The following is a 21,519-nucleotide window of genomic DNA, read 5'->3' as shown; positions in this document are numbered from 1 at the left end:
ATGGTCAAGACGTTGCCACTGTTGATCGCCGTGGCGTTGCTGGCGGGCTGTTCCAGTGCCCCCAAGGCAACGCCTGCGGAGGATGCCGGCGAGGTGCAGAAAGGCTGCTACCAGGCTGACTGGCAGGCCGAGACGGCTCCGGTGATCAACAAGCGCCTGGGCCCTGAGGGCCTGGAGAAGTACGAGACGCCGTCAAAGGCCAGGGAACAGGGTTGCCCTTGACGGGTCAGATGGGTTAACGCAACGCGCCGGGGCCTGTTGGCCGCCCGCCGAGGAACATTGATGAAAGGTTTGATCGCCGTGGCGATGCTGGGCTTGTTGGCAGGTTGTGCCAACCTGAACCTGCTCAAGTCGCCGACCACTGACAACTGGACCACTTGGACCTGCGACAGCCAGGCCCAGGTGCTCTGGCGCTACACCGACGACAGCCGCAAGGCCGTCGACGTGCGCCTGGGGGGCGACGACCAGGTACGCCGCCTGAAGCTTGAGCCCAGCGGTTCGGGCTCGCTGTACAGCGACGACATGCTGGCGTTTCACGTCAAGGGGGAGGAAGGCCTGGTCTACTGGGTCGCCACCAATGACCTGATCGGCCGCGGCTGCAAGGCCATGTAGGGGCTGGCTTGCCAGCGGAGGCGGCCTCCAGACCTGTACAAGGTTCAAGGCCCCTTTCACCGGCGAGCCGGCTCCTGCGTGGCTGTAGAGATTTGGTTTTAACGAATGGAACAGAGCGGGTTGACCCCCGATCTGCAATCACTTGAATAGCAGTCGCCGCTACGGCAGGCTTGCACGATTAACGACCCTCGACCGGGAGAGACACACACAATGGCACTCATCAGCATGCGCCAGATGCTGGACCACGCAGCCGAGTTCGGCTACGGCGTTCCAGCCTTCAACGTCAACAACCTTGAGCAGATGCGCGCCATCATGGAAGCCGCTGACAAGACTGACTCCCCGGTGATCGTCCAGGCTTCGGCCGGCGCCCGCAAATACGCCGGCGCGCCTTTCCTGCGTCACCTGATTCTGGCTGCCATCGAAGAGTTTCCGCATATCCCGGTGTGCATGCACCAGGACCACGGCACCAGCCCTGACGTCTGCCAGCGCTCGATCCAGCTGGGTTTTTCCTCGGTGATGATGGACGGCTCCCTGGGCGAAGACGGCAAGACTCCGACCGACTACGAATACAACGTCCGTGTTACCCAGCAGACCGTGGCCATGGCCCACGCCTGCGGCGTCTCGGTAGAAGGCGAGCTGGGCTGCCTGGGTTCCCTGGAAACCGGCATGGCCGGTGAAGAAGACGGCATCGGCGCCGAAGGCGTGCTGGACCACAGCCAGATGCTGACCGACCCGGAAGAAGCCGCGGACTTCGTCAAGAAGACCCAGGTGGATGCCCTGGCCATCGCCATCGGTACCAGCCACGGCGCCTACAAGTTCACCAAGCCGCCTACCGGCGACGTACTGGCCATCGACCGTATCAAGGAAATCCACAAGCGCATCCCCAACACTCACCTGGTGATGCACGGTTCCTCTTCGGTGCCGCAAGAGTGGCTGGCGATCATCAACCAGTACGGTGGCGATATCAAGGAAACCTACGGCGTGCCGGTTGAAGAAATCGTCGAAGGCATCAAGTACGGCGTGCGCAAGGTCAACATCGACACCGACCTGCGCCTGGCGTCCACCGGTGCCATGCGCCGCCTGATGGCCACCAACCCCAGCGAGTTCGACCCGCGCAAGTTCTTCGGCGCCACCGTGACCGCCATGCGCGATGTCTGCATCGCCCGTTACGAAGCCTTCGGCACCGCCGGCAACGCCTCGAAGATCAAGCCGATCTCCCTGGAAGCCATGTTCCAGCGTTACCTCAAGGGTGAGCTGAACGCCAAGGTCAACTGAGCCTAAGCGTCGAACGAAGAAGCCCGCAGCGATGCGGGCTTTTTTGTATCCGGAATTCTTGCCTTCGTAGGCGCTGGCTTGCCAGCGAAGAGCGCCTTTGGGCGGATGCCGGGCTCAACGGCGCCTTCGCCGGCAAGCCGGCTCCCGCGCAGGAAGGGGTGTCAGGTCTTGTTGTGGTCGATGTCCAGCTTGGAAAAGGTCACCTTGCCGCCTTCGCTGGTATAGCCGGTGTTGTCCTGCACATAAACCCCGGCCTTGAAGTACAGCGGCTTGTCGCGCCAGGTCGCGCTCAGCTGGCTGTCCCACTGATAGCCGGCAGCGCTGACGCCCAGGGCGCCGCCCGGGCTCAGGTGGATCAGGTAGGAAAACTCCCGATCCATGGGCACGTTCTCGGCAATGGTGATGACACGGCCTTCCTCGTCGTCCGGGTGCAGGCGCACCTTGGCCACGATGTTGCCGCTGCCCTTGCTGGTCTTGTACTGGTACTCGACCTTCACCAGCGGCTTGGTGCTGTTGTAGGCGTGGATCTGGCCGATGACGATCTTGCCCGATGAGGGCACCTGGTTCACCGCCAGGGTCGCGTACAGCAGGTTGTCCGCTTCGGGGTAGGTCCAGTTGCGCAAGGTGCCATTGGAGTAGGTTTCGCGCAGCTCGGTGCGCGGGTAGATGGCGTTCTCGGTTTTCGAGCCGGTCACCGGCGACCAGAAGAACAGAGTGCCGGTATCGGAGTGGAAGTACTGGTCCTTGAACCCCTTGACCAGTGTCGGGGTATCGATGGTCGCCGGCGGGCTGCCGACGGGAACGCTGAGGTTCCAGGTTGCCAGGTCGATCATGGTGGTTTTCCGCAAGGCATGACTGATGCAGGTGGCCGAAGGCTTTAGCCTGCGCTTCTTAGGAGGTCTTTATAGCGCAGAAGCGGCGCTTGGCGAGGCCCGTATGGCGGATATCTGGCGTCAGCAAAATGTCGAAATGCCATCTATCCCGGTTTTTATGCGGCAACTCTGTGACCGTTAGTCGGGAGTCGTGGCCATTGGCGAAGTGATGGCGTGTTGGCAGCTTCTGCTTTTGAGGATCCGGGTCTAGAGTGAAACCTCAGGTTTTACCGGGTTTTTACACCCGTTCAGTCTTATTACAGACAAGAGAAGCAGCATGGAATGCGTGCAACCAGAGCCAGCCGAAGGCCACTCCACTCTTCTGATCGTCGATGACTATCCTGAAAACCTCCTCAGCATGCGTGCTCTGTTGCAGCGCCAGGACTGGCAGGTGATGACCGCCGCCTCGGGGGTCGAGGCCCTGGGCCTGCTGCTCGAACATGAAGTGGACCTGGTGTTGCTGGATGTACAGATGCCCGGCATGGACGGCTTCGAAGTCGCCCGCCTGATGCGTGGCAGCCAACGTACCCGGCTGACCCCGATCATCTTTCTCACCGCCAACGAACAGTCTCAGGACGCTGTGATCAAGGGCTATGCCAGTGGCGCCGTGGACTACCTGTTCAAACCGTTCGACCCACAGATTCTCAAGCCCAAGGTCCAGGCCCTGCTGGAGCATCAGCGCAACCGCCGGGCCCTGCAGCACCTCAGCCACGACCTGGAGGTGGCACGGGCCTTCAATGCCTCGGTGCTGGACAACGCTGCCGAGGGCATCCTGGTGGTGGACGAGGGCGGGTGCGTGCGTTTCGCCAATCCGGCGGTCTCGCGCCTGCTCAATGCCCAGGTCAAGGAGCTGGAAGGCTCGCCCTTTCTCGACTACCTGCAAAAGCCCCACGTTCCCGACTGGAGCGGCTCCGAGCTCTACGCCTGTTATCGCCGGGGCGAAACCTATCGCCTGCACGACGCTCAGATGCGCACCGTGCCCGGCCAGTTGATCAGCGTGGCCTTGTCCTGTGCGCCCTTGCCCAGTGACCAGAAGGCAATGGTGGTCACCCTGCTGGACATGTCCGAAGTGCGTCACCTGCACCAGCAACTGGAATACCAGGCCGTGACCGACCCGCTGACCGGCCTGCTCAACCGCCGCGGCTTCTATCAGACGGTGGAAAACATCCTGCTGCGCAGCGACCGCTCGGGAAAGTCCCTGGTCCTGCTCTATCTGGACCTCGACGGCTTCAAGCGGGTCAACGACTCCCTGGGGCACGACGCCGGCGACCGGGTGCTGCGCTGGGTTTCCGAGCAACTGAAGGACTGCCTGCACTCCTTCGACATTCTCGGGCGCATGGGCGGCGACGAATTCACCGCGCTGCTGGAGCTGAGCTTCCCCGAGCAGGCGGCGAAGATCGCCGAGAAGCTGATCGAACGCCTGTCCATCAACCAGCAGATCGATGGCCTGGAGGTGGTGCTGGGGGCGAGTATCGGCATCGCCATCTACCCCGACTGCGGCTCCAACCTGGACGGCCTGTTGCGGGCGGCGGACATCGCCATGTACGAAGCCAAGCGCGCCGGCCGCCAGCAGTACCGCTACTACGATCACGAAATGAATGGCCGCGCCCGTTCGCGGCTGATGCTCGAGGAAAGCGTGCGCAGCGCCGTGGAGCGCAAGGAATTCACCCTGGTGTACCAGCCCCAGGTGGCCATTGCCGACGGGCGCCTGCGCGGTTTCGAAGCCTTGCTGCGCTGGCGTCATCCGAGTGTGGGCGACGTGCCTCCGGGGCTGTTCCTGCCCCTGCTTGAGGAGGCACGGCTGATCAGCCGCCTGGGCAGTTGGATCTATCAACAGGGCGCGGCCCAGCGCAAGGACTGGGAGCAGGTGTTCAGCCCCGACCTGGTGCTGGGCGTCAGCCTCAGTGCCACCCAGTTCAACATGCCCAACCTGGTGGCCGAGCTGCGCCAGGTGCTGTCGCGCCATGGCCTGCAACCGCGCCAACTGGAGGTGGAGGTTACCGAGGCCGCCTTGACCCAGAACCTGGATGACACCCGCAAACAGTTGCAGCTCCTGCGTCAGCTGGGGGTGCGGGTGGCCCTGGATGACTTCGGCTCGGGCAGTTGTTGCCTGGCCTACCTGCGTGACCTGCAACTGGACACCCTCAAGCTCGATCGCCACCTGATTGCCCGCCTGCTGACCTCGCCAAGGGATGCCGCCATTGCCCGCTGCGTGATCGACCTGTGCAAGCAGTTCGACCTGCTGGTGATCGCCGAGGGCGTGGAAACCCTTGAGCAATACCAGTGGCTCAAGGCCAATGGCTGCGAGTATGTGCAAGGTTTCCTGGTGGCTCGGCCGCTGACCGCCAGTACCGCCAGCCAGTTTGCCCAGCCCTTTGACTGGAGCGCGCTACAGGCCTGAATTCGCTACACTGGCGCCTTTTATGCCCTGCGTTGCCCCTTCATGACCGCACTCAAATACCTCCAGGCCTATCCCGTCGCCTTGCAGCAGCAAGTGCGCCAGTTGATCGATGAACAGCGCCTGGGCGACTACCTGAGCCAGCGTTACCCGGGCCGGCACGCCGTACAGAGCGACAAGGCGCTGTACAGCTACGCTCTGGAGCTCAAGCAGGAATACCTGCGCAATGCGCCGGCCATCGACAAGGTGCTGTTCGACAACCGTCTGGACCTGACCCACCGTGCCCTGGGCCTGCATACCACGGTTTCCCGGGTGCAGGGCGGCAAGCTCAAGGCCAAGAAAGAGATCCGCATCGCTTCGCTGTTCAAGGAGGCGGCGCCGGAATTCCTGCGGATGATCGTGGTGCACGAGCTGGCCCACTTCAAGGAATCGGATCACAACAAGGCGTTCTACAAGCTCTGCGAGCATATGCTGCCGGGCTATCACCAGCTGGAGTTCGACCTGCGGGTCTACCTGACCTGGCGCGACCTGCAAGGCAAGGCGGGAGCGCCGGATTAACCCCTGAAGGCAAGGAGTGGGCGATGGATGTGAGCAAGACCAAGAGCAGTTTCTACCGCCGCCTGTATGTGGCGTACCTGATCGACAGCGGCCTGGCCAGCAGCGTGCCGGCGCTGACCGAAGTCACCGGCATGCCGCGGCGCACCGCCCAGGACACCATCGCGGCCCTGGCGGACCTGGACATCCTCTGCGAGTTCGAGCAGCAGGACGGCGCGCGCAACCATGCCGGGCGTTACCGGATCCACAACTGGGGCGCCATCGACAAGGGCTGGATCGAGCCCAACCTGCGGCAGATCAAGGCCGTGCTGGGCTATCCCTGAGGCTCAGGAGCGACGCATGCCGATGTGAGGAATACCGTCCTCCAGGTATGCTTCGCCCGCCACCTCGAAACCGTAGCGGCCGTAATAGGCCTGCAGATGAGCCTGGGCCGAGAGGTAGATCGGCGTTTGCGGCCAGTGCCGCTCGGCCTGCTTCAGCGCCTGCTCCATCAGGGTGTGGCCCAGGCCCTGGCCACGGGCCTGTTCAGCGATGACCACGCGGCCGATGACCACGTCGCCGCCCTGGGAAGTCGGGTCCAGCAGGCGCAGGTAGGCCAGCAACCGGTCGCCGTCCCAGGCCATCAGGTGGCAGGTATCGCCTTCAAGGTCGCGGCCGTCGACTTCCTGATAAGGGCATTTCTGTTCCACCACGAAGACTTCGGTGCGCAATTGCAGAATCGCGTACAACTGTTCCTTGCCCAGGTCGGTGTGATGTTTGCAGACCCATTCGATGGTCATCTTCATATCCTGTATTGAGTGCTGCGCGAAATAGTAAGCACATCGCCACGGGATGTCTTGCCGGTTGTCACGCAGAGAATGTTTCTGTGAGATGGGTCAAAATGCCACTACTGAGATCACTGGTATTTGTCTTCTTTGTGTAATCTGTTTTCAAGACCTGTGCATGGGTTCTGATGAGCTAATGTTAGGAGCTGGGCCGACCTGTGCCGCAAAGGCCGCGACCCTGGAGTATGGGCTGGAACGCGCTGGGCCCAGGGCCCGCTAAGGATCTATTAGCATGCTGCGACTGCATCGAGCTTTGGCTTTGATCGGATTGCTGTTGCTGGGCCAGAGCGCTTTTGCCGAAAGGCTGCGGCTGGTCGCCGATGCCTGGCCACCCTTTACCGACGCGACCCTGGTCAATGGCGGCGTGGCCACCGACATTGTCAGCACCGCCCTGTCCCGCGCTGGCTATTCCAGCGAATTCGAGCAGGTGCCCTGGGCCCGGGCCCTGCTGGGCATCGGCGAGGGGCGCTACGACGTGCTGGTGAATGCCTGGTACAACGAAGAGCGCACCCAGTTGGGGCAGTTCTCCGCGGAATACATGGTCAACCGCGTGCGCTTCATCAAGCGCAAGGACGCGCCGCTGGAATACAGCAACCTCAAGCAGCTGCATGAGTACCCGGTGGCAGTGGTGCGTGGCTACGCCTATTCCCCCGAATTCGACAATGACCCCGACCTGCAGAAGGTGCCGGTGCACAACTTCGCCATGGCGGTGCGCATGCTGGCGGCGGATCGGGTCAAGCTGACCCTGGAAGACGAATACGTGGCCCGCTACTACTTGGCCCGGGAGTCACCGCGGGTACGCAATGCCGTGGAGTTCCTGCCCAAGCCCCTGAGCGAGAACAGCCTGCATATCCTGGTCAGCCTGAAGAACCCCGAGCATGCGCAGATCGTGGCCAGGTTCGACAAGGAAATCGCTGCCATGAAAGCTGACGGTAGCTACGACCGCCTGCTGCGCCAGCACGGCATGTAACCGAAGATGCAGGAGCTGGCTTGCCAGCGAAAGCGACTCCGGACCGTGCATGAGTCTTGCGGCCCCTTTCGCCGGCAAGCCGGCTCCTACGGTTTTGCGTTGTCGCTGGTGTCCTTGATCAGATGCGCCGCCAGGGTCCGCAACGGGCCCAGCTGACGGCAGATCAGCGCCAGTTGGGTCTGCACCAGGCGCTGGCCTTCGTCGACCTCGTCGGGCATTTGCTCCAGCTCATTGGCCAGGGCTTCTTCGGCATCGCTCTGGATATCGATCGGGGTCTTGTTGGCCAGACCCTGGGCAATCTCGTCGATGCTGGCCGCCAGGCTGACCCCGGCGCCTTCGATCAAGTGCTCGCGAACCTCGTCCGGCAGCCGGGTTTCGCGGTGTGCGCCCAGGCCCGAGAGGTAGCTGAGCAAGGTGTGGGACAGCACCAGGAAGCGAAAGCCCACGTCCGCTTCCTTACGGAAATGCCCGGGCTCCATGAGCATGTTGGCCAGGGTGGTGGACAGCGCGGCGTCGGCGTTGTGGGCGTTGCGCCGGGCCAGGCGGTAGGCCAGGTCGTCGCTCTTGCCGGCGGCGTACTGCTGCATGATCTGGCGCAGGTAGATGCTGTTGCAGGTCAGGGTATTGGCCAGCACCTTGTTCAGGCGCCGGCCCTGCCAGTCCGGCAGGAACAGGAACACCGCCAGCCCGGCGATCAGGCTGCCCAGCAGGGTATCGAACAGCCGCGGCAGGAACAGCCCATAACCGTCGCCCACCTGGTTGAAGCAGAACAGCACCATCAGGGTGATGGCCGCCGTGGCCAGGGTGTAGCGGGTGGTGCGGTTGGTGAAGAACACCACCCCGGCGGCAATGGCGAACAGCGACTGCACCAAGGGGCTGGGGAACAGGTCGAACAGCGCCCAGGCGATGGTCAGGCCGATGGCGGTGCCGATGATCCGCTGGCCCAGCTTGCGCCGGGTGGCGCCGTAGTTGGGCTGGCAGACGAACAGGGTGGTGAGGATGATCCAGTAACCCTGGGAAGGGTGGATCAAATGCACCATGCCGTAGCCGATGCTCAGCGCCAGGGGCAGGCGCAGGGCATGGCGGAACAGCAGCGAGGTTGGCGTCAGTTGGGTGCGCAGGCGGGTCCAGACATCCTTGAAATTGCGTGGCGAACGGTCCAGCAGGCTGCTGTCGGTGGCGTCCGCCAGGGCGTCGGGGTTGCTGGCGTCGCTGAGCAGGCGGTCGAGGGTGCCGAGGTTGGCCGCCAGGGCTCGCAATGAGCGCAACAGCCCGCGCCAGGCCGGGTTGCTCTGGATACGCAGGTGTTCCAGGGAAGCGTGCAGGTCGCCCAGGGCCTCGGCGAAGGTGGCGTCATAGACGAACGGCTGGCGCAACTGGATGGATTCGGCCAGGGCACGGCAGGCCTTGCCCTGCTGGCGCAGCAGGCGCTGGCAGCGGAACAGCACGTCGCTGTGGAAAAACGCCTCGGTCAGGGCGTTGTACGGGTAGTGGGAAGAGCTGGCACGCTCGTGAATGTCCTGGGCCAGGAAGTACAGCTTCAGGTAGCGGCTGACCTTCGACCCCGGCCGGCCGTTGCCCACCCGGTGCAGGATGATTTCCTTGGCGACGTTGAGGGCCGCCACCACCTTGCCGTTCTGCTTGGCCAGTTCCAGGCGCCGGGCCTCCACGTCCAGCTGGCGGATGGGCTCGAACAGCGAGGACTTGAGCTTGAGGTAGTAACCCAGTTCGCGAAACAGCCGGGCCAGGCTCTGCTGCACCGGCTGGTTGGAAAACAGCGCCTGCCACAGCACCGACAGCAGGCCGTACCAGGCGGCGCCGGCCACCAGCAGCAGCGGCTCGTGCCAGAAATCGATCACCGCGCCGCCGCGCTGGTCGACGCCGATCATGGTGTAGACCGAGAGGATCAGGGTCGCCGAGGCGATGGCGCCATAGCGTTCGCCCAGCGCCCCCAGCATGGTCAGGCCGAAGCTGGCCAGGGCCAGGGCGATGGCGAAGATCCAGGGGTAGGGGAACAGCAGTTCCACCGACAGCGCGGCAATGCTGAAGCACACCAGGGTCACGGCCAGGGAATTGAGCCGGCCTTGCCAGCTGTCGTCGGTTTCCGCCAGGGCGCTGGCGATGATGCCGAGGAACAGCGGGATCAGCAGGGCCATTTCATCCTGATACCAGCACAGCGCCATGCTGCCGGTCAGGGCGATGAACACCCGCACGCTGTAGCTGAATTTATCCAGCGCCCAGAGGCGGCGCAGGGATTGGCGAAAAGAGGTCGAGGACATGGAGTAGGGCGGGCCTTCCGGGGCGATGCAGCTAAATTGAGCCAGTATTGACGACGGCGCAATGCCGTCGTCACATCGGCCGGCAAATTCTGTTGCCGTTGCCGGTCGGACACCTGTAGCCGCTGCCGCAGGCTGCGACAGGTCCGCAGGACCTCAGCGGACATCGGATCGCCGCGCCCCTTCGGGTCGTTCGCAGCCTGCGGCAGCGGCTACAGGGAGACGCAGCGGCTCAGACGTATTGGGCCGCCGCGTAGCCCGAGGCCCAGGCCCACTGGAAGTTGAAGCCGCCCAGGTGGCCGGTGACGTCCAGCACTTCACCGATGAAATACAGCCCCGGGCTCTTCAGCGATTCCATGGTCTTGGACGAAACTTCCCGGGTGTCGACGCCGCCCAGGGTCACTTCGGCGGTGCGGTAGCCCTCGGTGCCCGCCGGTACCAGTTGCCAACTGCCGAGTTTCTGCGCCACGTCCGCCAGCTCCGCCGGGGTGTACTGCTTCATCGGCTTGGAGACGAACCAGTGGTCGGCCAGCAGGCCGGCCATCTTCTTGGTGAAGATCTCCCCCAGGAGGGTCTTGAGCTCGCTGTTGGGGCGCTCGGCCTGCTGCTGTTGCAGCCAGCCCAGGGCGTCGTGGTCCGGCAGCAGGTTGATCTCGACGCTGTCGCCGGGCTGCCAGTAGGAGGAAATCTGCAGGATCGCCGGGCCGCTGAGGCCGCGGTGGGTGAACAGGATGTTCTCGCGAAAGCTCTGGTCGTTGCAGCTCACCAGGCAATCCACCGAGGTCCCCGACAGCTCGCTGCACAGTTCCTTGAGCTGGTCGGTGATGGTGAACGGCACCAGGCCGGCGCGGGTCGGCAGCAGTTCGTGGCCGAACTGTTTGGCCACCTGATAACCGAAGCCGGTGGCGCCCAGCGTCGGGATCGACAGCCCGCCGGTGGCGATCACCAGCGATTGGCACTGAACCTGGCCGAGGGTGGTGTCGAGCAGGTAGCCGCTTTCGACCTTTTCGATGGTCTGGATCGAGGTGTCCAGGCGCAGCTCCACGCCGACCTGATCGCACTCGTCGAGCAGCATGCCGAGGATGTCGCTGGACTTGTTATCGCAGAACAGCTGGCCGAGTTTCTTCTCGTGGTAGGGCACGCCGTGCTTGGCCACCAGGCCGATGAAGTCCCACTGGGTGTAGCGCGCCAGGGCCGATTTGCAGAAATGCGGGTTCTGCGACAGGAAGTTGGCCGGTTCGGTGTACATATTGGTGAAGTTGCAGCGACCGCCGCCGGACATCAGGATTTTCTTGCCGGCCTTGTTGGCGTGGTCCAGCAGCAATACCTGGCGGCCCCGGCCGGCCGCGGTCAGGGCGCACATCAGGCCGGCGGCGCCGGCGCCAATGATCACGACTTCGGTAGAACGCAAAACGGTGTCCTCAATAGAAGCGAACGGCCCTGTGGCAGCGGCTACAGGTCAAACAGTGGGGTTAGAGGACGCGCACGCGCAGCGAACGGCCCTTGATCTTGCCGTTGTTCAGGCGCTGCAGCGCCTGCATGACCACGGTGCGCTCAACCGCCACATACGACTGGAAGTCGAAGATCGCGATCTTGCCGACCTGGGCGCCCGGGATGCCGGCGTCGCCGGTCAGTGCGCCGAGAATATCCCCCGGACGTACCTTGTCCTTGCGCCCGCCGGCGATGCACAACGTGCTCATCGGTGGCTGCAATGGGGCGCCGCCCTGGGACTTGAGGTTATCGACCTGATCCCAGTTCAACGGGGCTTTCTGCAGTTGTTCGATGGCTTGCGCGCGATGGGCTTCGGACGGTGCGACGAGGCTGACCGCGATGCCTTTCTCGCCAGCGCGACCGGTACGGCCAACGCGGTGAATGTGGATTTCCGAATCGCGGGCCAGCTCGACGTTGATCACCATGTCCAGCGCATCGATGTCCAGGCCGCGGGCGGCGACGTCGGTGGCGACCAGTACCGAAGTACTGCGGTTGGCGAACATCGCCAGCACCTGATCGCGGTCACGCTGCTCCAGGTCGCCGTGCAGGCCGACGGCGGAAATGCCTTTGGCGGTCAGGTGATCGACGGTTTCCTGCACTTGCTGCTTGGTGAAGCAGAAAGCGACGCAGGAAGCCGGGCGGAAGTGGTGCAGGACTTTGGTCACTGCGCTCATGCGTTCTTCCGGGGAAATCTCGTAGAAACGCTGTTCGATCTGCGTGTCGTCGTGGAACGCTTCGGCTTTCACCGTTTGCGGATCGCGCATGAATTTCGACGCCAGTTGCTTGATGCCCACCGGATACGTGGCGGAGAACAGCAGGGTCTGGCGGCGCGACGGGGTCTTTTCGATGATGTCTTCGATGGCGTCGTAGAAGCCCATGTCGAGCATGCGGTCGGCTTCGTCGAGCACCAGCGTGTTCAGGCCGTCGAGCACCAGCGAACCCTTGCGCAGATGCTGCTGGATACGCCCTGGGGTGCCGACGATGATATGCGCACCGTGCTCCAGGGAGGCGATCTGTGGCCCGAACGACACGCCGCCGCACAGGGTCAGGACCTTGATGTTGTCTTCGGCGCGAGCCAGCCGGCGCACTTCCTTGGCCACCTGGTCGGCCAGCTCGCGAGTCGGGCAGATCACCAGGGCCTGGCAGCCGAAGTAGCGCGGGTTGATCGGGTTCAGCAGGCCGATGCCAAAGGCCGCGGTCTTGCCGCTGCCGGTCTTGGCCTGGGCGATCAGGTCCATGCCCTTGAGGATCACCGGCAAGCTCTGCGCCTGGATCGGCGTCATCTGGGCATAACCGAGGGAGTCGAGGTTAGCCAGCATGGCGGGAGACAGGGGCAAAGTATTAAAAGCGGTGGCAATGGTGGTCACGGGACTGGCCTGCAAAACAAAATGTCGCGCAGTGTATCAGTCCCGCTCCCACAACCTGCAAATTCTGGACGAGCAACCGCGCAGGGGCGGTTTTGTGTAGGCGCTGGCTTGCCAGCAAAAGCGGCCGCGAGGTTGGCGCAGGGCTCGGGGGCCTCTTCGCCGGCAAGCCGGCTCCTACGGGGGAGGTGCGTGGGTTCAGTGTTCGATGTGCTGCTCCTCGAGCTTGCGCGTGCGCCGGCCATCGGTGGGCGACAGCTGGAGGAAGATCGCCGCCGCCAGCATCGCCATGATGCCTACCGTGAGGAAGGTCAGTTGGAAGGCGCCGAGCACGGTGTCCACGCCATCGTTGCCCAACTCAGCGGTAAAGCCGCCCAGCAGTGCGCCGGCACAGGCCACCCCAAGGCTCAGGGACAGTTGCGCCACCACCGACAGCAGGCTGTTGCCGCTGCTGGCGGCGGCATCGTCGAGGTCGATCAGGGTCACGGTGTTCATCGCCGTGAACTGCAGCGAGTTGATCGCCCCCAGCACCGCCAGCATGCCCAGCAGCAGCGGGTAGGGCGTCTGTTCGCTGACCAGCCCCATACTGGCCAGCATGATGCCCAGGGCCAGGGTGTTGCCGGTGAGCACGATGCGGTAGCCCAGGCGCTCGATCAGTGGCCGGGCGATGGACTTGGCCAGCATTGCCGCGGCCGCCAGGGGCAGCATGCTCATCCCCGCCTGGGACGGTGAATAGCCCAGGGCTACTTGCAGCAGCAGGGGCACCAGGAACGGCAGGGCGCCGCTGCCCAGGCGGGCGAACAGGTTGCCCAGAATGCCCACGGCAAAGGTCCGCACCTTGAACAGTGACGGGGCGAACAGCGGGTTGTCGGTGTGCACGGCCCGCAGCCAGTAGGCCGCCAGGCAGGCCAGCCCGCCGAACAGCAGCAACATCACCCGCAAGTGCGGCAGATGCAGTTCCCCCAGGCCTTCCATGGCGATGGTGATCAGCACCATCGCCGCACCGAACAGCACAAAGCCCAGGCTGTCGAAGCGTGTGCGCTCGCTGCCGCGCAGGTCGGGAATGAAGCGCCACACCGCATAGCAGCCAACGGCGCCTACCGGCAGGTTGATCAGGAAGATCCAGTGCCAGGTCAGGTACTGCACCATCCAGCCGCCCATGGTCGGGCCGATCAGCGGCCCCAGAAGCCCGGGAATGGTGATGAAGCCCATGATCCGCACCAGTTCCGAACGCGGGTAGGCACGCAGCACCACCAGCCGTCCCACCGGCAGCATCAGCGCACCGCCCAGGCCCTGGATCACCCGGGCGCCAATCAGCTGGGTCAGGGTGTTGGACAGGGCGCAGAGCAGGGAACCGATGCTGAACAGCAAGATGGCGCCGAAGAAGATCCGCTTGGTGCCGAAGCGGTCGGCGATCCAGCCCGAGGCCGGGATCAAGAGGGCCACAGTGAGCATGTAGGCGATGATCACCCCCTGCATGCGCAGCGGGTTTTCCGCCAGGTCCTGGGCCATGGCCGGCAGGGCGGTATTGAGGATGGTGCCGTCCAGGGACTGCATGAAGAAGGCGATGGCCACCACCCAGGGCAGCCAGCGGGCGGTGGTGGCATCGAGTGGCGCGCGTTCGGGCATGGGACCTCTGGGTGAGTTCAGGTTTGAGGGCGGTTTCTACAGGGTCAGGGTCAGGCGGCTGACCAGCGCTCCGGGCAAGTGCATCGAAGCGGTCTGGCGCTGGCCGTAGGTACTGGCCGACAGCAGCAGCTCGCGTTGCTCGGTCAGGGCCTCCAGCTGCGAGCCCAGCAGGCTGTAGACGCTGTCATCGAAGCGCATGGTGCTCACCGGCGCCTGGATCTCGCCGTTCTCCACCCAGAAGGTGGCGAAGCGGGTCATGCCGGTCAGGCGCGCCGCCGGCAGGTCCGAGTAGTTCAGGTACCACAGGTTGCTGATGTACAGCCCGGTGCCCAGCTGCTTGAGGATCTCCTGCTGGGACAACCGCCCCGCGGCCATGTTCAGTGCACTGGGGTACTCGCCGCTGCCGGCACCATTGGTGGTCAGGCCGTATTCGGCGGCGCTGCGGGAGTTGATCAGTTGGGCATTGGCGCTGCCCGCGGCGATCAGTGACAGGTCGCTGCGCGGGTAGCCTTCGTCGGAAAACGCCGGGCTCAGGGAACCACTGACCTGTTCGTCGAGCGACACCAGCGGGTTCAGCGCGGCATCACCGGCATAGAGCTTCTGCAACGGGCTGTGCTTGCTGGCGATCGACTGGGCCGAGAAGCCGCCCCAGGCCAGCATGCCCATGATCTCCTCCAGGGCCGCCGGCGCCAGGTAGGCCCGGTACTGCCCGGGCGCCAGGGTGCGCAGTGGCCGGCCAAGGAATTCCAGTTGTTCCCGGGCCTGCTGGAAGCGCAGGGCGAAGGCCTGGCTGTCCCAGGCGTGCCCGGCGTAGCTGGCCTTCACCGCCTCGCCGTTTTCGTGGAACAGGCTGAAATCGAAGTTGAAGCTGTTGGCCTGGTGCCAGCCGAAGGCCCCGCCGGAGCTGGCGAAGCCACGGCTGATGGGGCCGGCAGCGTAGATGCCCACCAGGTCCAGGCCGGCGCCGGCGCGACCGATTTCTTCCACCACCTGCTCACTGCCGGGCAGCGGCTGGTCCTGCACGTGATGGCTTTGCCAATGGGTGTGGTTGAGCATCAGGTACGGGTCGGCCGGCAGCAGCGGCAGGGTCTCGCGCAGTTGTTGCAGGCCATCGGCCAGGCGCTGGCGATCCACCTCGGGGTCATTGCTCAGGGTGATGCTGAGGTCGGCGTGGCGGCCATTGTCGATCAGCTTGAAATGCACGCTGGCCTGTTGCACCTGCCCGGCCTGGCGCACCTTGGCGTGGTTGAAGCGAATGAACTCCGAGGCTTCGGCGGCGTAGCTCAGGGTGAACTGCTCGGTCTCGCGCAGCGCGTCTTTGAGCCACTGCACCAAGGCCTTGAATGGCTGGGCCTGATCGGCTGTCCTGGTCATCAGGCGTCTCCTCCAAATACATCAATCTTGCTGAATACGCAGGCCGGCGAAGCATGGCCGACGCGAATCACCTGGTTGGGCTCGCCCTTGCCGCAGTTGGGCGTGCCCAGCACCTGGAAGGTGCTGCGGTCGCCGACCGCGCTGAGGTTGCGCCAGAACTGCGCGGAAATCCCCCGGTAGTTGGGGTTCTTGACCACGCCGCGGAGTTCGCCGTTCTCGATCAACTGGCCCCATTCGCAGCCGAACTGGAACTTGTTGCGCGCATCGTCGATGGACCAGGAACGGTTGGTGGACATCAGGATGCCGTGCTCGATGTGCCCGATCATTTGCTCCAGGGGCTGGTCGCCGGGCTCGATGTTGAGGTTGGCCATGCGGTCGATCGGTGCACGGTTCCAACTGCTGGCGCGGCTGTTGGCAACGCCGTCGAGGCCGCTGCGGTATTGCGACAGGGCGCTGCCCAGGGGGCGTACCAGCAGGCCCTCGCGAATCAGGAACTGCTTGCTGGCCGCGGTGCCGTCGTCGTCGTGACTGTAGCTGGCCAGTTCCTCGGGGATCTGCGGGTCGAAAGTCACGTTGAGCAGCGAGGAGCCGTATTGCAGGCGGCCGAAATCCTGCTGTTTGACGAAGCTGGTGCCGGCGTAATTGCGCTCGTCGCCGAGAATGCGGTCCAGCTCCAGGGGATGGCCGATGGATTCGTGGATCTGCAGCATCATCTGGTCCGGCATCAGCAGCAGGTCCCGCGGGCCCTGGGGGGTATTGGGCGCCAGCAGCAGTTGCAGGGCCTGGTCGGCGACCCGCGGTGCGGCCCCCAGCAGGCCGCAGCGGCTGATCACATCGCCGGCGCCCTGCTGGCCGAAGTTCTCCCGGCCGAGGCTGCGGGTCTGGCTGTCGCTGCCGTCGTAGGCGGTCACGTCCAGGCCCGGGTAGACAAAACGCTGGGCCTGGCGCAGCTCGGCGCCGGCGCTGTTGAGGTAGATCTGTTCGACCTGGGTCACGCCGATGCCCACCTGCCAGTTCACCAGGCGTTCATCCTTGGGCACCGAGGCCGACTCATCGCCCAGCAGCTGATAGCAGTCGCTGAGGGAGGGGAAGGGCTGCTCCAGGTTGGGCGAGAAATAGTCCGCGCGGTGGCTGGAGACCGGTTGTTCACGCAGGTCCAGCAGGGCATGGGCGGCGATGACCCGGGCCTGCTGCTCGGCGCGGTCAAGGGCGGCCTGCAGGCCGCTTTGCGACAGGTCGTTGGTGGCAGCGTAGGCTTCCACGCCGCGCACCCGCACGGTCAGCATCGCCCCTTCGTCTCGGCCCAGGCTCGGCGGCTCGGCGACGTTCTTGCGCACCGACAGGTACTGGTCCGACTCGCGGACATAACGCAGGGAAAAGAATTCGGCGCCCGTGCGCAAGGCAGCGAAGCGCTGCTTGAGCTGGGGGTGAAAGTCGAACATGGAGGACCTCCTTGTGAGGCGCGATAGCGGGTCGACGCGTTTCGCCAGCAAACGGAACACCGCCCGGCGGTTCCTACAGGTATAGGTGCTGATGAGCGCGGGGGCGAAAGGGGATGTGCAAGTTGCAGAACTGTAGCCGCTGCCGAAGGCTGCGATCAAGGAAGTAGTTCTGAGGGAATGAAGGGAAGAGAAAAAGGGCGCCGACCCTTGCGGTCGGCGCCCGTCAGGCTTACTGCGCGGCGGGAGTCACATCGCGCATCGGCTTGCCACGTACCGGGGCTTCACCGGCTACGTAGTAGGCCGCGGTGCTGCGTGGCAGTGGCTGGCGGCCACGGATCTTGTCGGCGATTTTCTCGGCCATCATGATCGTCGGCGCGTTGAGGTTGCCGGTGGTGATGATCGGCATGATCGAGGCATCCACCACGCGCAGGCCTTGCATGCCATGCACGCGACCCTGGCCATCCACTACAGCCATGTCGTCGGTGCCCATCTTGCACGAGCAGGATGGGTGGAAGGCGGTCTCGGCGTGCTCGCGGACGAACTTGTCCAGTTGCTCGTCGGTCTGCACCTCGATGCCCGGGCTGATCTCGCGGCCGCGGAAGGGGTCCAGGGCCGGCTGCTGCATGATTTCACGGGTCAGGCGGATGCCGTCGCGGAATTCCTGCCAGTCCTGCTCGGTGGCCATGTAGTTGAAGAGGATGCTCGGGTGCTGGCGCGGGTCCTTGGACTTGAGCTGCACGCGGCCACGGCTCGGCGAGCGCATGGAGCCCATGTGCGCCTGGAAGCCGTGCTCTTTCACGCCATTGCTGCCGTTGTAGTTAATCGCCACCGGCAGGAAGTGGTACTGGATGTTCGGCCATTCGAACTCTTCGCGGGTACGGATGAAACCGCCGGCTTCGAACTGGTTGCTGGCGCCGATGCCGGTGCCGTTGAACAGCCACTCGGCACCGATGGCCGGCTGGTTCCACCACAGCAGCGATGGATACAGCGACACCGGCTGGGTGCAGGCGTACTGCAGGTACAGTTCCAGGTGGTCCTGAAGGTTCTCGCCCACGCCCGGCAGGTCGTGAACCACCGGGATGTCCAGGCTTTCCAGGAGGGCGCGGGGGCCTACGCCGGAACGTTGCAGCAGTTGCGGCGAGGCGATGGCGCCGGAGCTGACGATGACTTCCTTGCGCGCACGGGCCTCCACGCGCTCTTCAGTGCTGCCTTGCAGGTAGCTCACGCCCACGGCGCGCTTGCCTTCGAAGAGGATCTTGTCGGTCAGGGCGTGGGTGACGATGGTCAGGGTCGAACGCTTTTTCGCGGTGTCCAGGTAACCGCGGGCGGTGCTGGCGCGACGACCTTTGGGGGTCACGGTGCGGTCCATCGGGCCGAAGCCTTCCTGCTGGTAGCCGTTCAGGTCTTCGGTACGCGGGTAACCGGCCTGCACGCCGGCTTCGACCATGGCATGGAACAGCGGGTTGTTGCCGGCCTTGGGCGTGGTCACGCTGACCGGGCCTTCGCCGCCGTGGTAGTCGTTGGGGCCGATGTCACGTGTTTCCGCCTTGCGGAAATACGGCAGGCAATCCAGGTAGGTCCAGTCTTCCAGGCCTGGCAGCTTGGCCCAGCCGTCGTAGTCCATGGCGTTACCGCGGATGTAGCACATGCCGTTGATCAGCGACGAGCCGCCCAGGCCCTTGCCGCGACCGCATTCCATGCGACGACCGTCCATGTGTGGCTCTGGATCGGTCTCGTAGGCCCAGTTGTAGCGACGGCCTTGCAGTGGGAAGGCCAGTGCCGCCGGCATCTGGGTGCGGAAGTCGAAACGGTAGTCCGGGCCGCCGGCTTCCAGCAGCAGGACGGTGACGCCTTCATCTTCAGTCAGACGGGTCGCCAGGGTGTTACCGGCAGAGCCGGCACCGATGATGATGTAATCGAATTCTTGGGCCATTGGAGCCTCCGTGGAGAGCTGCAAGCCTCAAGCTTCAAGCTGCGAGAAAAGGCAGCGAAGCGGGCTTGGCGTTGAATGAGGAGCAGGCGGCAAGCCAGGCTGTTGCCCTGGCTTGCCGCTTGTAGCTGGCTGCTAGCGGCTGCTTAGAACACCGAGGCGTAGTCGCCCAGCTCGACCTGCACCGACTTGATGCGGGTGAAGTTGTTCAGCGAGCTGATGCCGTTCTCACGGCCCACGCCCGACTGCTTGTAGCCGCCAACCGGCATTTTGGCGTCGGACTCGCCCCAGGCGTTGATCCAGCAGATACCGGCTTCGAGCTGATGAATCACGCGGTGAGCGCGGTTCAGATCCTTGGTGACCAGGCCGGCAGCCAGGCCGAAGTCGGTGTCGTTGGCGCGGCGGATCACTTCTTCTTCGGTTTCGTAGGTCAGGATCGCCATGACCGGGCCGAAGATTTCTTCACGGACGATGGTCATGTCGTCGGTGCAGTCGGTGAACACGGTCGGTGCAACGAAGGCGCCCTTGGCGAATTCGCCGTCGGTCAGGCGCTCGCCGCCGCACAGTACACGGGCACCTTCTTCTTTACCCTTGGCGATGTAGCCCAGCACGCTTTCCATGTGCGGGAAGCTGACCAGCGGGCCGAAGTTGGTGTTTTCGTCTTCCGGGTTGCCGATGCGGATGCGTGCAACGCGCTCGGCGATCTTGGCTTCGAAAGCGGCTTTCAGGTGGCTCGGCACGAACACGCGAGTGCCGTTGGTGCAGACCTGACCGGAGCTGTAGAAGTTGGCCATCATGGCGGTGTCGGCGGCGCGATCCAGATCGGCGTCGTCGAAGATGATCAGTGGCGACTTGCCGCCCAGTTCCATGGTTACGTCTTTCAGCGAGGAGCTGGAAGCGCTGGCCATGACTTTCTTGCCAGTGTCGGTGCCGCCGGTGAAGGAGACCTTCTCGATGCGCGGGTGCTCGGTCAGCCAGGTGCCGACTTCGCGGCCGCTGCCGGTCAGGACGTTGAACACGCCATCCGGCAGGCCGGCTTCGGTGTAGATCTCGGCCAGTTTCAGGGTGGTCAGCGAGGTCACTTCGCTCGGCTTGAAGATCATCGCGTTACCGGCCGCCAGGGCCGGTGCGGATTTCCACAGGGCGATCTGGATCGGGTAGTTCCACGCGCCGATACCAGCCACTACGCCCAGGGGCTCGCGACGGGTGTAGACGAAGGAAGTGGTGCGCAGCGGGATCTGCTCGCCTTCGATGGCCGGTACCAGGCCTGCGTAGTATTCCAGCACGTCGGCGCCGGTGACGATGTCCACGTACTTGGTTTCGGAGAAGGCCTTGCCGGTGTCCAGGGTTTCCAGGGCGGCCAGTTCGTCGTTGCGCTCGCGGAGGATTTCCACGGCGCGACGCAGGATGCGCGAACGCTCCATGGCGGTCATGGCGGCCCAGATCTTCTGGCCTTTCTCGGCGCTGACCACGGCGCGTTCAACGTCTTCCTTGGTCGCACGCTGCACTTGTGCGAGAACTTCACCGTTGGCCGGGTTGATGGCATCGAAAGTGGCGTCGCTGCCGGCATCGGTGTAGCCGCCGTCGATGTAGAGTTTTTGCAGTTCGAAACGGGCCATAGTGTCCTCGCAAGTGCATTAAGTAGTGGGCTTGACCACCGGGCATGCCCCTAAGTTCGGGGCGCGCTGATCAGTGGCGGTTCAGGGGCCGAGCGTCTCTTTTGTGCTCTAGCGCTCCTGCTTAGCCAGTTGTAGATCCATGTATTCGTAAGCGATCCGTATCGCCTGGTCGGTGTCGAATGCATCACCCGACAAGGCACCACGCAGCCACAAACCGTCGATCAAGGCCGCCAGGCCGCGGGCTGCCTTGCGCGCATGGTAGAGCGGCAGGGCACGGCGGAACTGGCAACACAGGTTGGAATACAAGCGGTGGTCGTTGATCCGCTGCAACCTGTGCAAATCGGGCTGGTGCATGCTGGAAGCCCAGAAGGCCAACCAGGTTTTCATTGCCGGGCCGTTCACCTGGCTGGCATCGAAGTTGCCCTCGATGATCACTTTCAGATGAGCGCGCGGGCTGTCGTCCGTCAGGGCCTGGCGGCGTGCTCTGACGCCTTCGTTGAGCATGCTCATGATGTAACCCATCGTCGCTGCGATCAGGCCGTTCTTGTCCCGAAAGTAGTGACTGATGATGCCGTTCGAGACACCGGCCAAACGGGCGATCAGCGCAATGCTGGCGTCCCCCATTCCGACCTGATCGACCGCTTGCAGCGTGGCTTCGATCAATTGCTGGCGGCGTATGGGTTGCATACCGACCTTGGGCATCTGATACCTCTCCTTAGGCCTGTCGATTGGCGTATGACGCCCGTCGACTTGTGGGCCAGTCTATTTTGTTTTGATTGAACGTTCAATCAACAAAGAATAAGATCTGCGACAAATCGTCGCTGCCTGGGGAGTTTCTCCTGCTCGCAGATGGCGGAAAAACGACCTCCGAAAATGCCCGAAACTTAC

19 protein-coding genes are annotated in these 21,519 nt (G+C 63.9%); 8 read left to right on the top strand and 11 right to left on the bottom strand.

Features of this window, described 5'->3' with window-relative positions:
• The 3 genes from AC1RL5_RS10785 (at position 1) to fba (ending at position 1,887) form a co-directional block, all read left to right on the top strand.
• On the top strand, positions 1 to 222 hold the full coding sequence (locus tag AC1RL5_RS10785) for a hypothetical protein (RefSeq protein WP_011063957.1): 222 nt from the start codon (positions 1 to 3) through the stop codon (positions 220 to 222).
• 60 nt (positions 223 to 282) lie between these two features.
• Positions 283 to 612: an MliC family protein gene (locus AC1RL5_RS10780; RefSeq protein WP_011063956.1), complete on the top strand. Its 330-nt coding sequence runs from the start codon at positions 283 to 285 to the stop codon at positions 610 to 612.
• Between the two features lie 210 nt (positions 613 to 822).
• Positions 823 to 1,887, top strand: a complete 1,065-nt coding sequence (gene fba / locus AC1RL5_RS10775; protein WP_003229012.1) for a class II fructose-bisphosphate aldolase — start codon at positions 823 to 825, stop codon at positions 1,885 to 1,887.
• A gap of 161 nt (positions 1,888 to 2,048) precedes the next feature.
• On the opposite strand, the gene AC1RL5_RS10770 is transcribed toward fba, so the two are convergent.
• Complete coding sequence (locus AC1RL5_RS10770; RefSeq protein ID WP_011063955.1) at positions 2,049 to 2,720, bottom strand: polysaccharide lyase family 7 protein; 672 nt, start codon at positions 2,718 to 2,720, stop codon at positions 2,049 to 2,051.
• A gap of 25 nt (positions 2,721 to 2,745) precedes the next feature.
• Between AC1RL5_RS10770 and AC1RL5_RS10765 the strand changes: the two genes are divergently transcribed.
• The 4 genes from AC1RL5_RS10765 to AC1RL5_RS10750 all read left to right on the top strand — a co-directional run bounded on the left by AC1RL5_RS10765 (position 2,746) and on the right by AC1RL5_RS10750 (position 6,035).
• A complete protein-coding gene (locus AC1RL5_RS10765) occupies positions 2,746 to 2,901 on the top strand; it encodes a hypothetical protein (protein WP_492589358.1) in 156 nt (51 codons plus the stop codon).
• A 135-nt stretch (positions 2,902 to 3,036) separates the two neighbouring features.
• Positions 3,037 to 5,160, top strand: coding sequence for a putative bifunctional diguanylate cyclase/phosphodiesterase (locus AC1RL5_RS10760; RefSeq protein ID WP_093405273.1), 2,124 nt, complete (start codon positions 3,037 to 3,039; stop codon positions 5,158 to 5,160).
• A gap of 42 nt (positions 5,161 to 5,202) precedes the next feature.
• Positions 5,203 to 5,715, top strand: coding sequence for a M48 metallopeptidase family protein (locus AC1RL5_RS10755; RefSeq protein ID WP_011063953.1), 513 nt, complete (start codon positions 5,203 to 5,205; stop codon positions 5,713 to 5,715).
• Positions 5,716 to 5,738: 23 nt separating this feature from the next.
• Positions 5,739 to 6,035 carry a winged helix-turn-helix domain-containing protein gene (locus AC1RL5_RS10750; protein ID WP_011063952.1) on the top strand — a complete coding sequence of 99 codons (297 nt, stop codon included), beginning with the start codon at positions 5,739 to 5,741 and terminating at the stop codon, positions 6,033 to 6,035.
• 3 nt (positions 6,036 to 6,038) lie between these two features.
• Here AC1RL5_RS10750 and AC1RL5_RS10745 read toward each other — a convergent pair whose 3' ends face one another.
• Positions 6,039 to 6,491, bottom strand: a complete 453-nt coding sequence (locus AC1RL5_RS10745) for a GNAT family N-acetyltransferase (protein ID WP_072451782.1) — start codon at positions 6,489 to 6,491, stop codon at positions 6,039 to 6,041.
• Between the two features lie 277 nt (positions 6,492 to 6,768).
• Here AC1RL5_RS10745 and AC1RL5_RS10740 point away from each other — a divergent pair, with 277 nt between their 5' ends.
• Positions 6,769 to 7,506, top strand: a complete 738-nt coding sequence (locus AC1RL5_RS10740) for a substrate-binding periplasmic protein (protein ID WP_011063950.1) — start codon at positions 6,769 to 6,771, stop codon at positions 7,504 to 7,506.
• Positions 7,507 to 7,592: 86 nt separating this feature from the next.
• Here the strand turns inward: AC1RL5_RS10740 and yccS are convergent, their stop codons facing one another.
• From yccS to betI, 9 genes are all read right to left on the bottom strand, one after another.
• Positions 7,593 to 9,785, bottom strand: a complete 2,193-nt coding sequence (gene yccS / locus AC1RL5_RS10735; protein ID WP_019095267.1) for a YccS family putative transporter — start codon at positions 9,783 to 9,785, stop codon at positions 7,593 to 7,595.
• 229 nt (positions 9,786 to 10,014) lie between these two features.
• Positions 10,015 to 11,193 (bottom strand): BaiN/RdsA family NAD(P)/FAD-dependent oxidoreductase, encoded by a 1,179-nt coding sequence (locus AC1RL5_RS10730; RefSeq protein WP_011063948.1) that lies wholly within the window; start codon positions 11,191 to 11,193, stop codon positions 10,015 to 10,017.
• 61 nt (positions 11,194 to 11,254) lie between these two features.
• On the bottom strand, positions 11,255 to 12,592 hold the full coding sequence (gene dbpA, locus AC1RL5_RS10725; RefSeq protein ID WP_230493580.1) for an ATP-dependent RNA helicase DbpA: 1,338 nt from the start codon (positions 12,590 to 12,592) through the stop codon (positions 11,255 to 11,257).
• Between the two features lie 243 nt (positions 12,593 to 12,835).
• Positions 12,836 to 14,266, bottom strand: coding sequence for a multidrug transporter subunit MdtD (gene mdtD, locus AC1RL5_RS10720; protein ID WP_093405270.1), 1,431 nt, complete (start codon positions 14,264 to 14,266; stop codon positions 12,836 to 12,838).
• A gap of 36 nt (positions 14,267 to 14,302) precedes the next feature.
• A complete protein-coding gene (locus tag AC1RL5_RS10715; RefSeq protein ID WP_072451781.1) occupies positions 14,303 to 15,640 on the bottom strand; it encodes a TldD/PmbA family protein in 1,338 nt (445 codons plus the stop codon).
• On the bottom strand, positions 15,640 to 17,082 hold the full coding sequence (locus tag AC1RL5_RS10710; protein ID WP_093405260.1) for a TldD/PmbA family protein: 1,443 nt from the start codon (positions 17,080 to 17,082) through the stop codon (positions 15,640 to 15,642). Before AC1RL5_RS10710 ends, AC1RL5_RS10715 begins: the two co-directional genes overlap by 1 nt.
• Before the next feature lie 229 nt (positions 17,083 to 17,311).
• A complete protein-coding gene (betA, locus tag AC1RL5_RS10705) occupies positions 17,312 to 19,015 on the bottom strand; it encodes a choline dehydrogenase (protein ID WP_015637324.1) in 1,704 nt (567 codons plus the stop codon).
• Between the two features lie 143 nt (positions 19,016 to 19,158).
• Positions 19,159 to 20,631 carry a betaine-aldehyde dehydrogenase gene (gene betB / locus AC1RL5_RS10700; protein ID WP_011063942.1) on the bottom strand — a complete coding sequence of 491 codons (1,473 nt, stop codon included), beginning with the start codon at positions 20,629 to 20,631 and terminating at the stop codon, positions 19,159 to 19,161.
• Positions 20,632 to 20,739: 108 nt separating this feature from the next.
• Positions 20,740 to 21,333 carry a transcriptional regulator BetI gene (gene betI, locus AC1RL5_RS10695; protein ID WP_011063941.1) on the bottom strand — a complete coding sequence of 198 codons (594 nt, stop codon included), beginning with the start codon at positions 21,331 to 21,333 and terminating at the stop codon, positions 20,740 to 20,742.
• Between the last annotated feature and the right edge of the window lie 186 nt (positions 21,334 to 21,519).

The organism is Pseudomonas sp. GW822-FHT06D10 (genome assembly GCF_058799535.1).
Note: the sequence above shows the minus strand (reverse complement) of the source record. Positions and strands in the feature narration are given on the sequence as shown.

Coding starts and splice junctions, on each gene's coding strand:
- AC1RL5_RS10785 (WP_011063957.1), top strand. CDS start 1: ATGGTCAAGACGTTGCCACTGTTGATCGCCGTGGCGTTGCTGGCGGGC.
- AC1RL5_RS10780 (WP_011063956.1), top strand. CDS start 283: ATGAAAGGTTTGATCGCCGTGGCGATGCTGGGCTTGTTGGCAGGTTGT.
- fba (WP_003229012.1), top strand. CDS start 823: ATGGCACTCATCAGCATGCGCCAGATGCTGGACCACGCAGCCGAGTTC.
- AC1RL5_RS10770 (WP_011063955.1), bottom strand. CDS start 2,720: ATGATCGACCTGGCAACCTGGAACCTCAGCGTTCCCGTCGGCAGCCCG.
- AC1RL5_RS10765 (WP_492589358.1), top strand. CDS start 2,746: ATGCAGGTGGCCGAAGGCTTTAGCCTGCGCTTCTTAGGAGGTCTTTAT.
- AC1RL5_RS10760 (WP_093405273.1), top strand. CDS start 3,037: ATGGAATGCGTGCAACCAGAGCCAGCCGAAGGCCACTCCACTCTTCTG.
- AC1RL5_RS10755 (WP_011063953.1), top strand. CDS start 5,203: ATGACCGCACTCAAATACCTCCAGGCCTATCCCGTCGCCTTGCAGCAG.
- AC1RL5_RS10750 (WP_011063952.1), top strand. CDS start 5,739: ATGGATGTGAGCAAGACCAAGAGCAGTTTCTACCGCCGCCTGTATGTG.
- AC1RL5_RS10745 (WP_072451782.1), bottom strand. CDS start 6,491: ATGACCATCGAATGGGTCTGCAAACATCACACCGACCTGGGCAAGGAA.
- AC1RL5_RS10740 (WP_011063950.1), top strand. CDS start 6,769: ATGCTGCGACTGCATCGAGCTTTGGCTTTGATCGGATTGCTGTTGCTG.
- yccS (WP_019095267.1), bottom strand. CDS start 9,785: ATGTCCTCGACCTCTTTTCGCCAATCCCTGCGCCGCCTCTGGGCGCTG.
- dbpA (WP_230493580.1), bottom strand. CDS start 12,592: ATGCTGGCTAACCTCGACTCCCTCGGTTATGCCCAGATGACGCCGATC.
- mdtD (WP_093405270.1), bottom strand. CDS start 14,266: ATGCCCGAACGCGCGCCACTCGATGCCACCACCGCCCGCTGGCTGCCC.
- AC1RL5_RS10715 (WP_072451781.1), bottom strand. CDS start 15,640: ATGACCAGGACAGCCGATCAGGCCCAGCCATTCAAGGCCTTGGTGCAG.
- AC1RL5_RS10710 (WP_093405260.1), bottom strand. CDS start 17,082: ATGTTCGACTTTCACCCCCAGCTCAAGCAGCGCTTCGCTGCCTTGCGC.
- betA (WP_015637324.1), bottom strand. CDS start 19,015: ATGGCCCAAGAATTCGATTACATCATCATCGGTGCCGGCTCTGCCGGT.
- betB (WP_011063942.1), bottom strand. CDS start 20,631: ATGGCCCGTTTCGAACTGCAAAAACTCTACATCGACGGCGGCTACACC.
- betI (WP_011063941.1), bottom strand. CDS start 21,333: ATGCCCAAGGTCGGTATGCAACCCATACGCCGCCAGCAATTGATCGAA.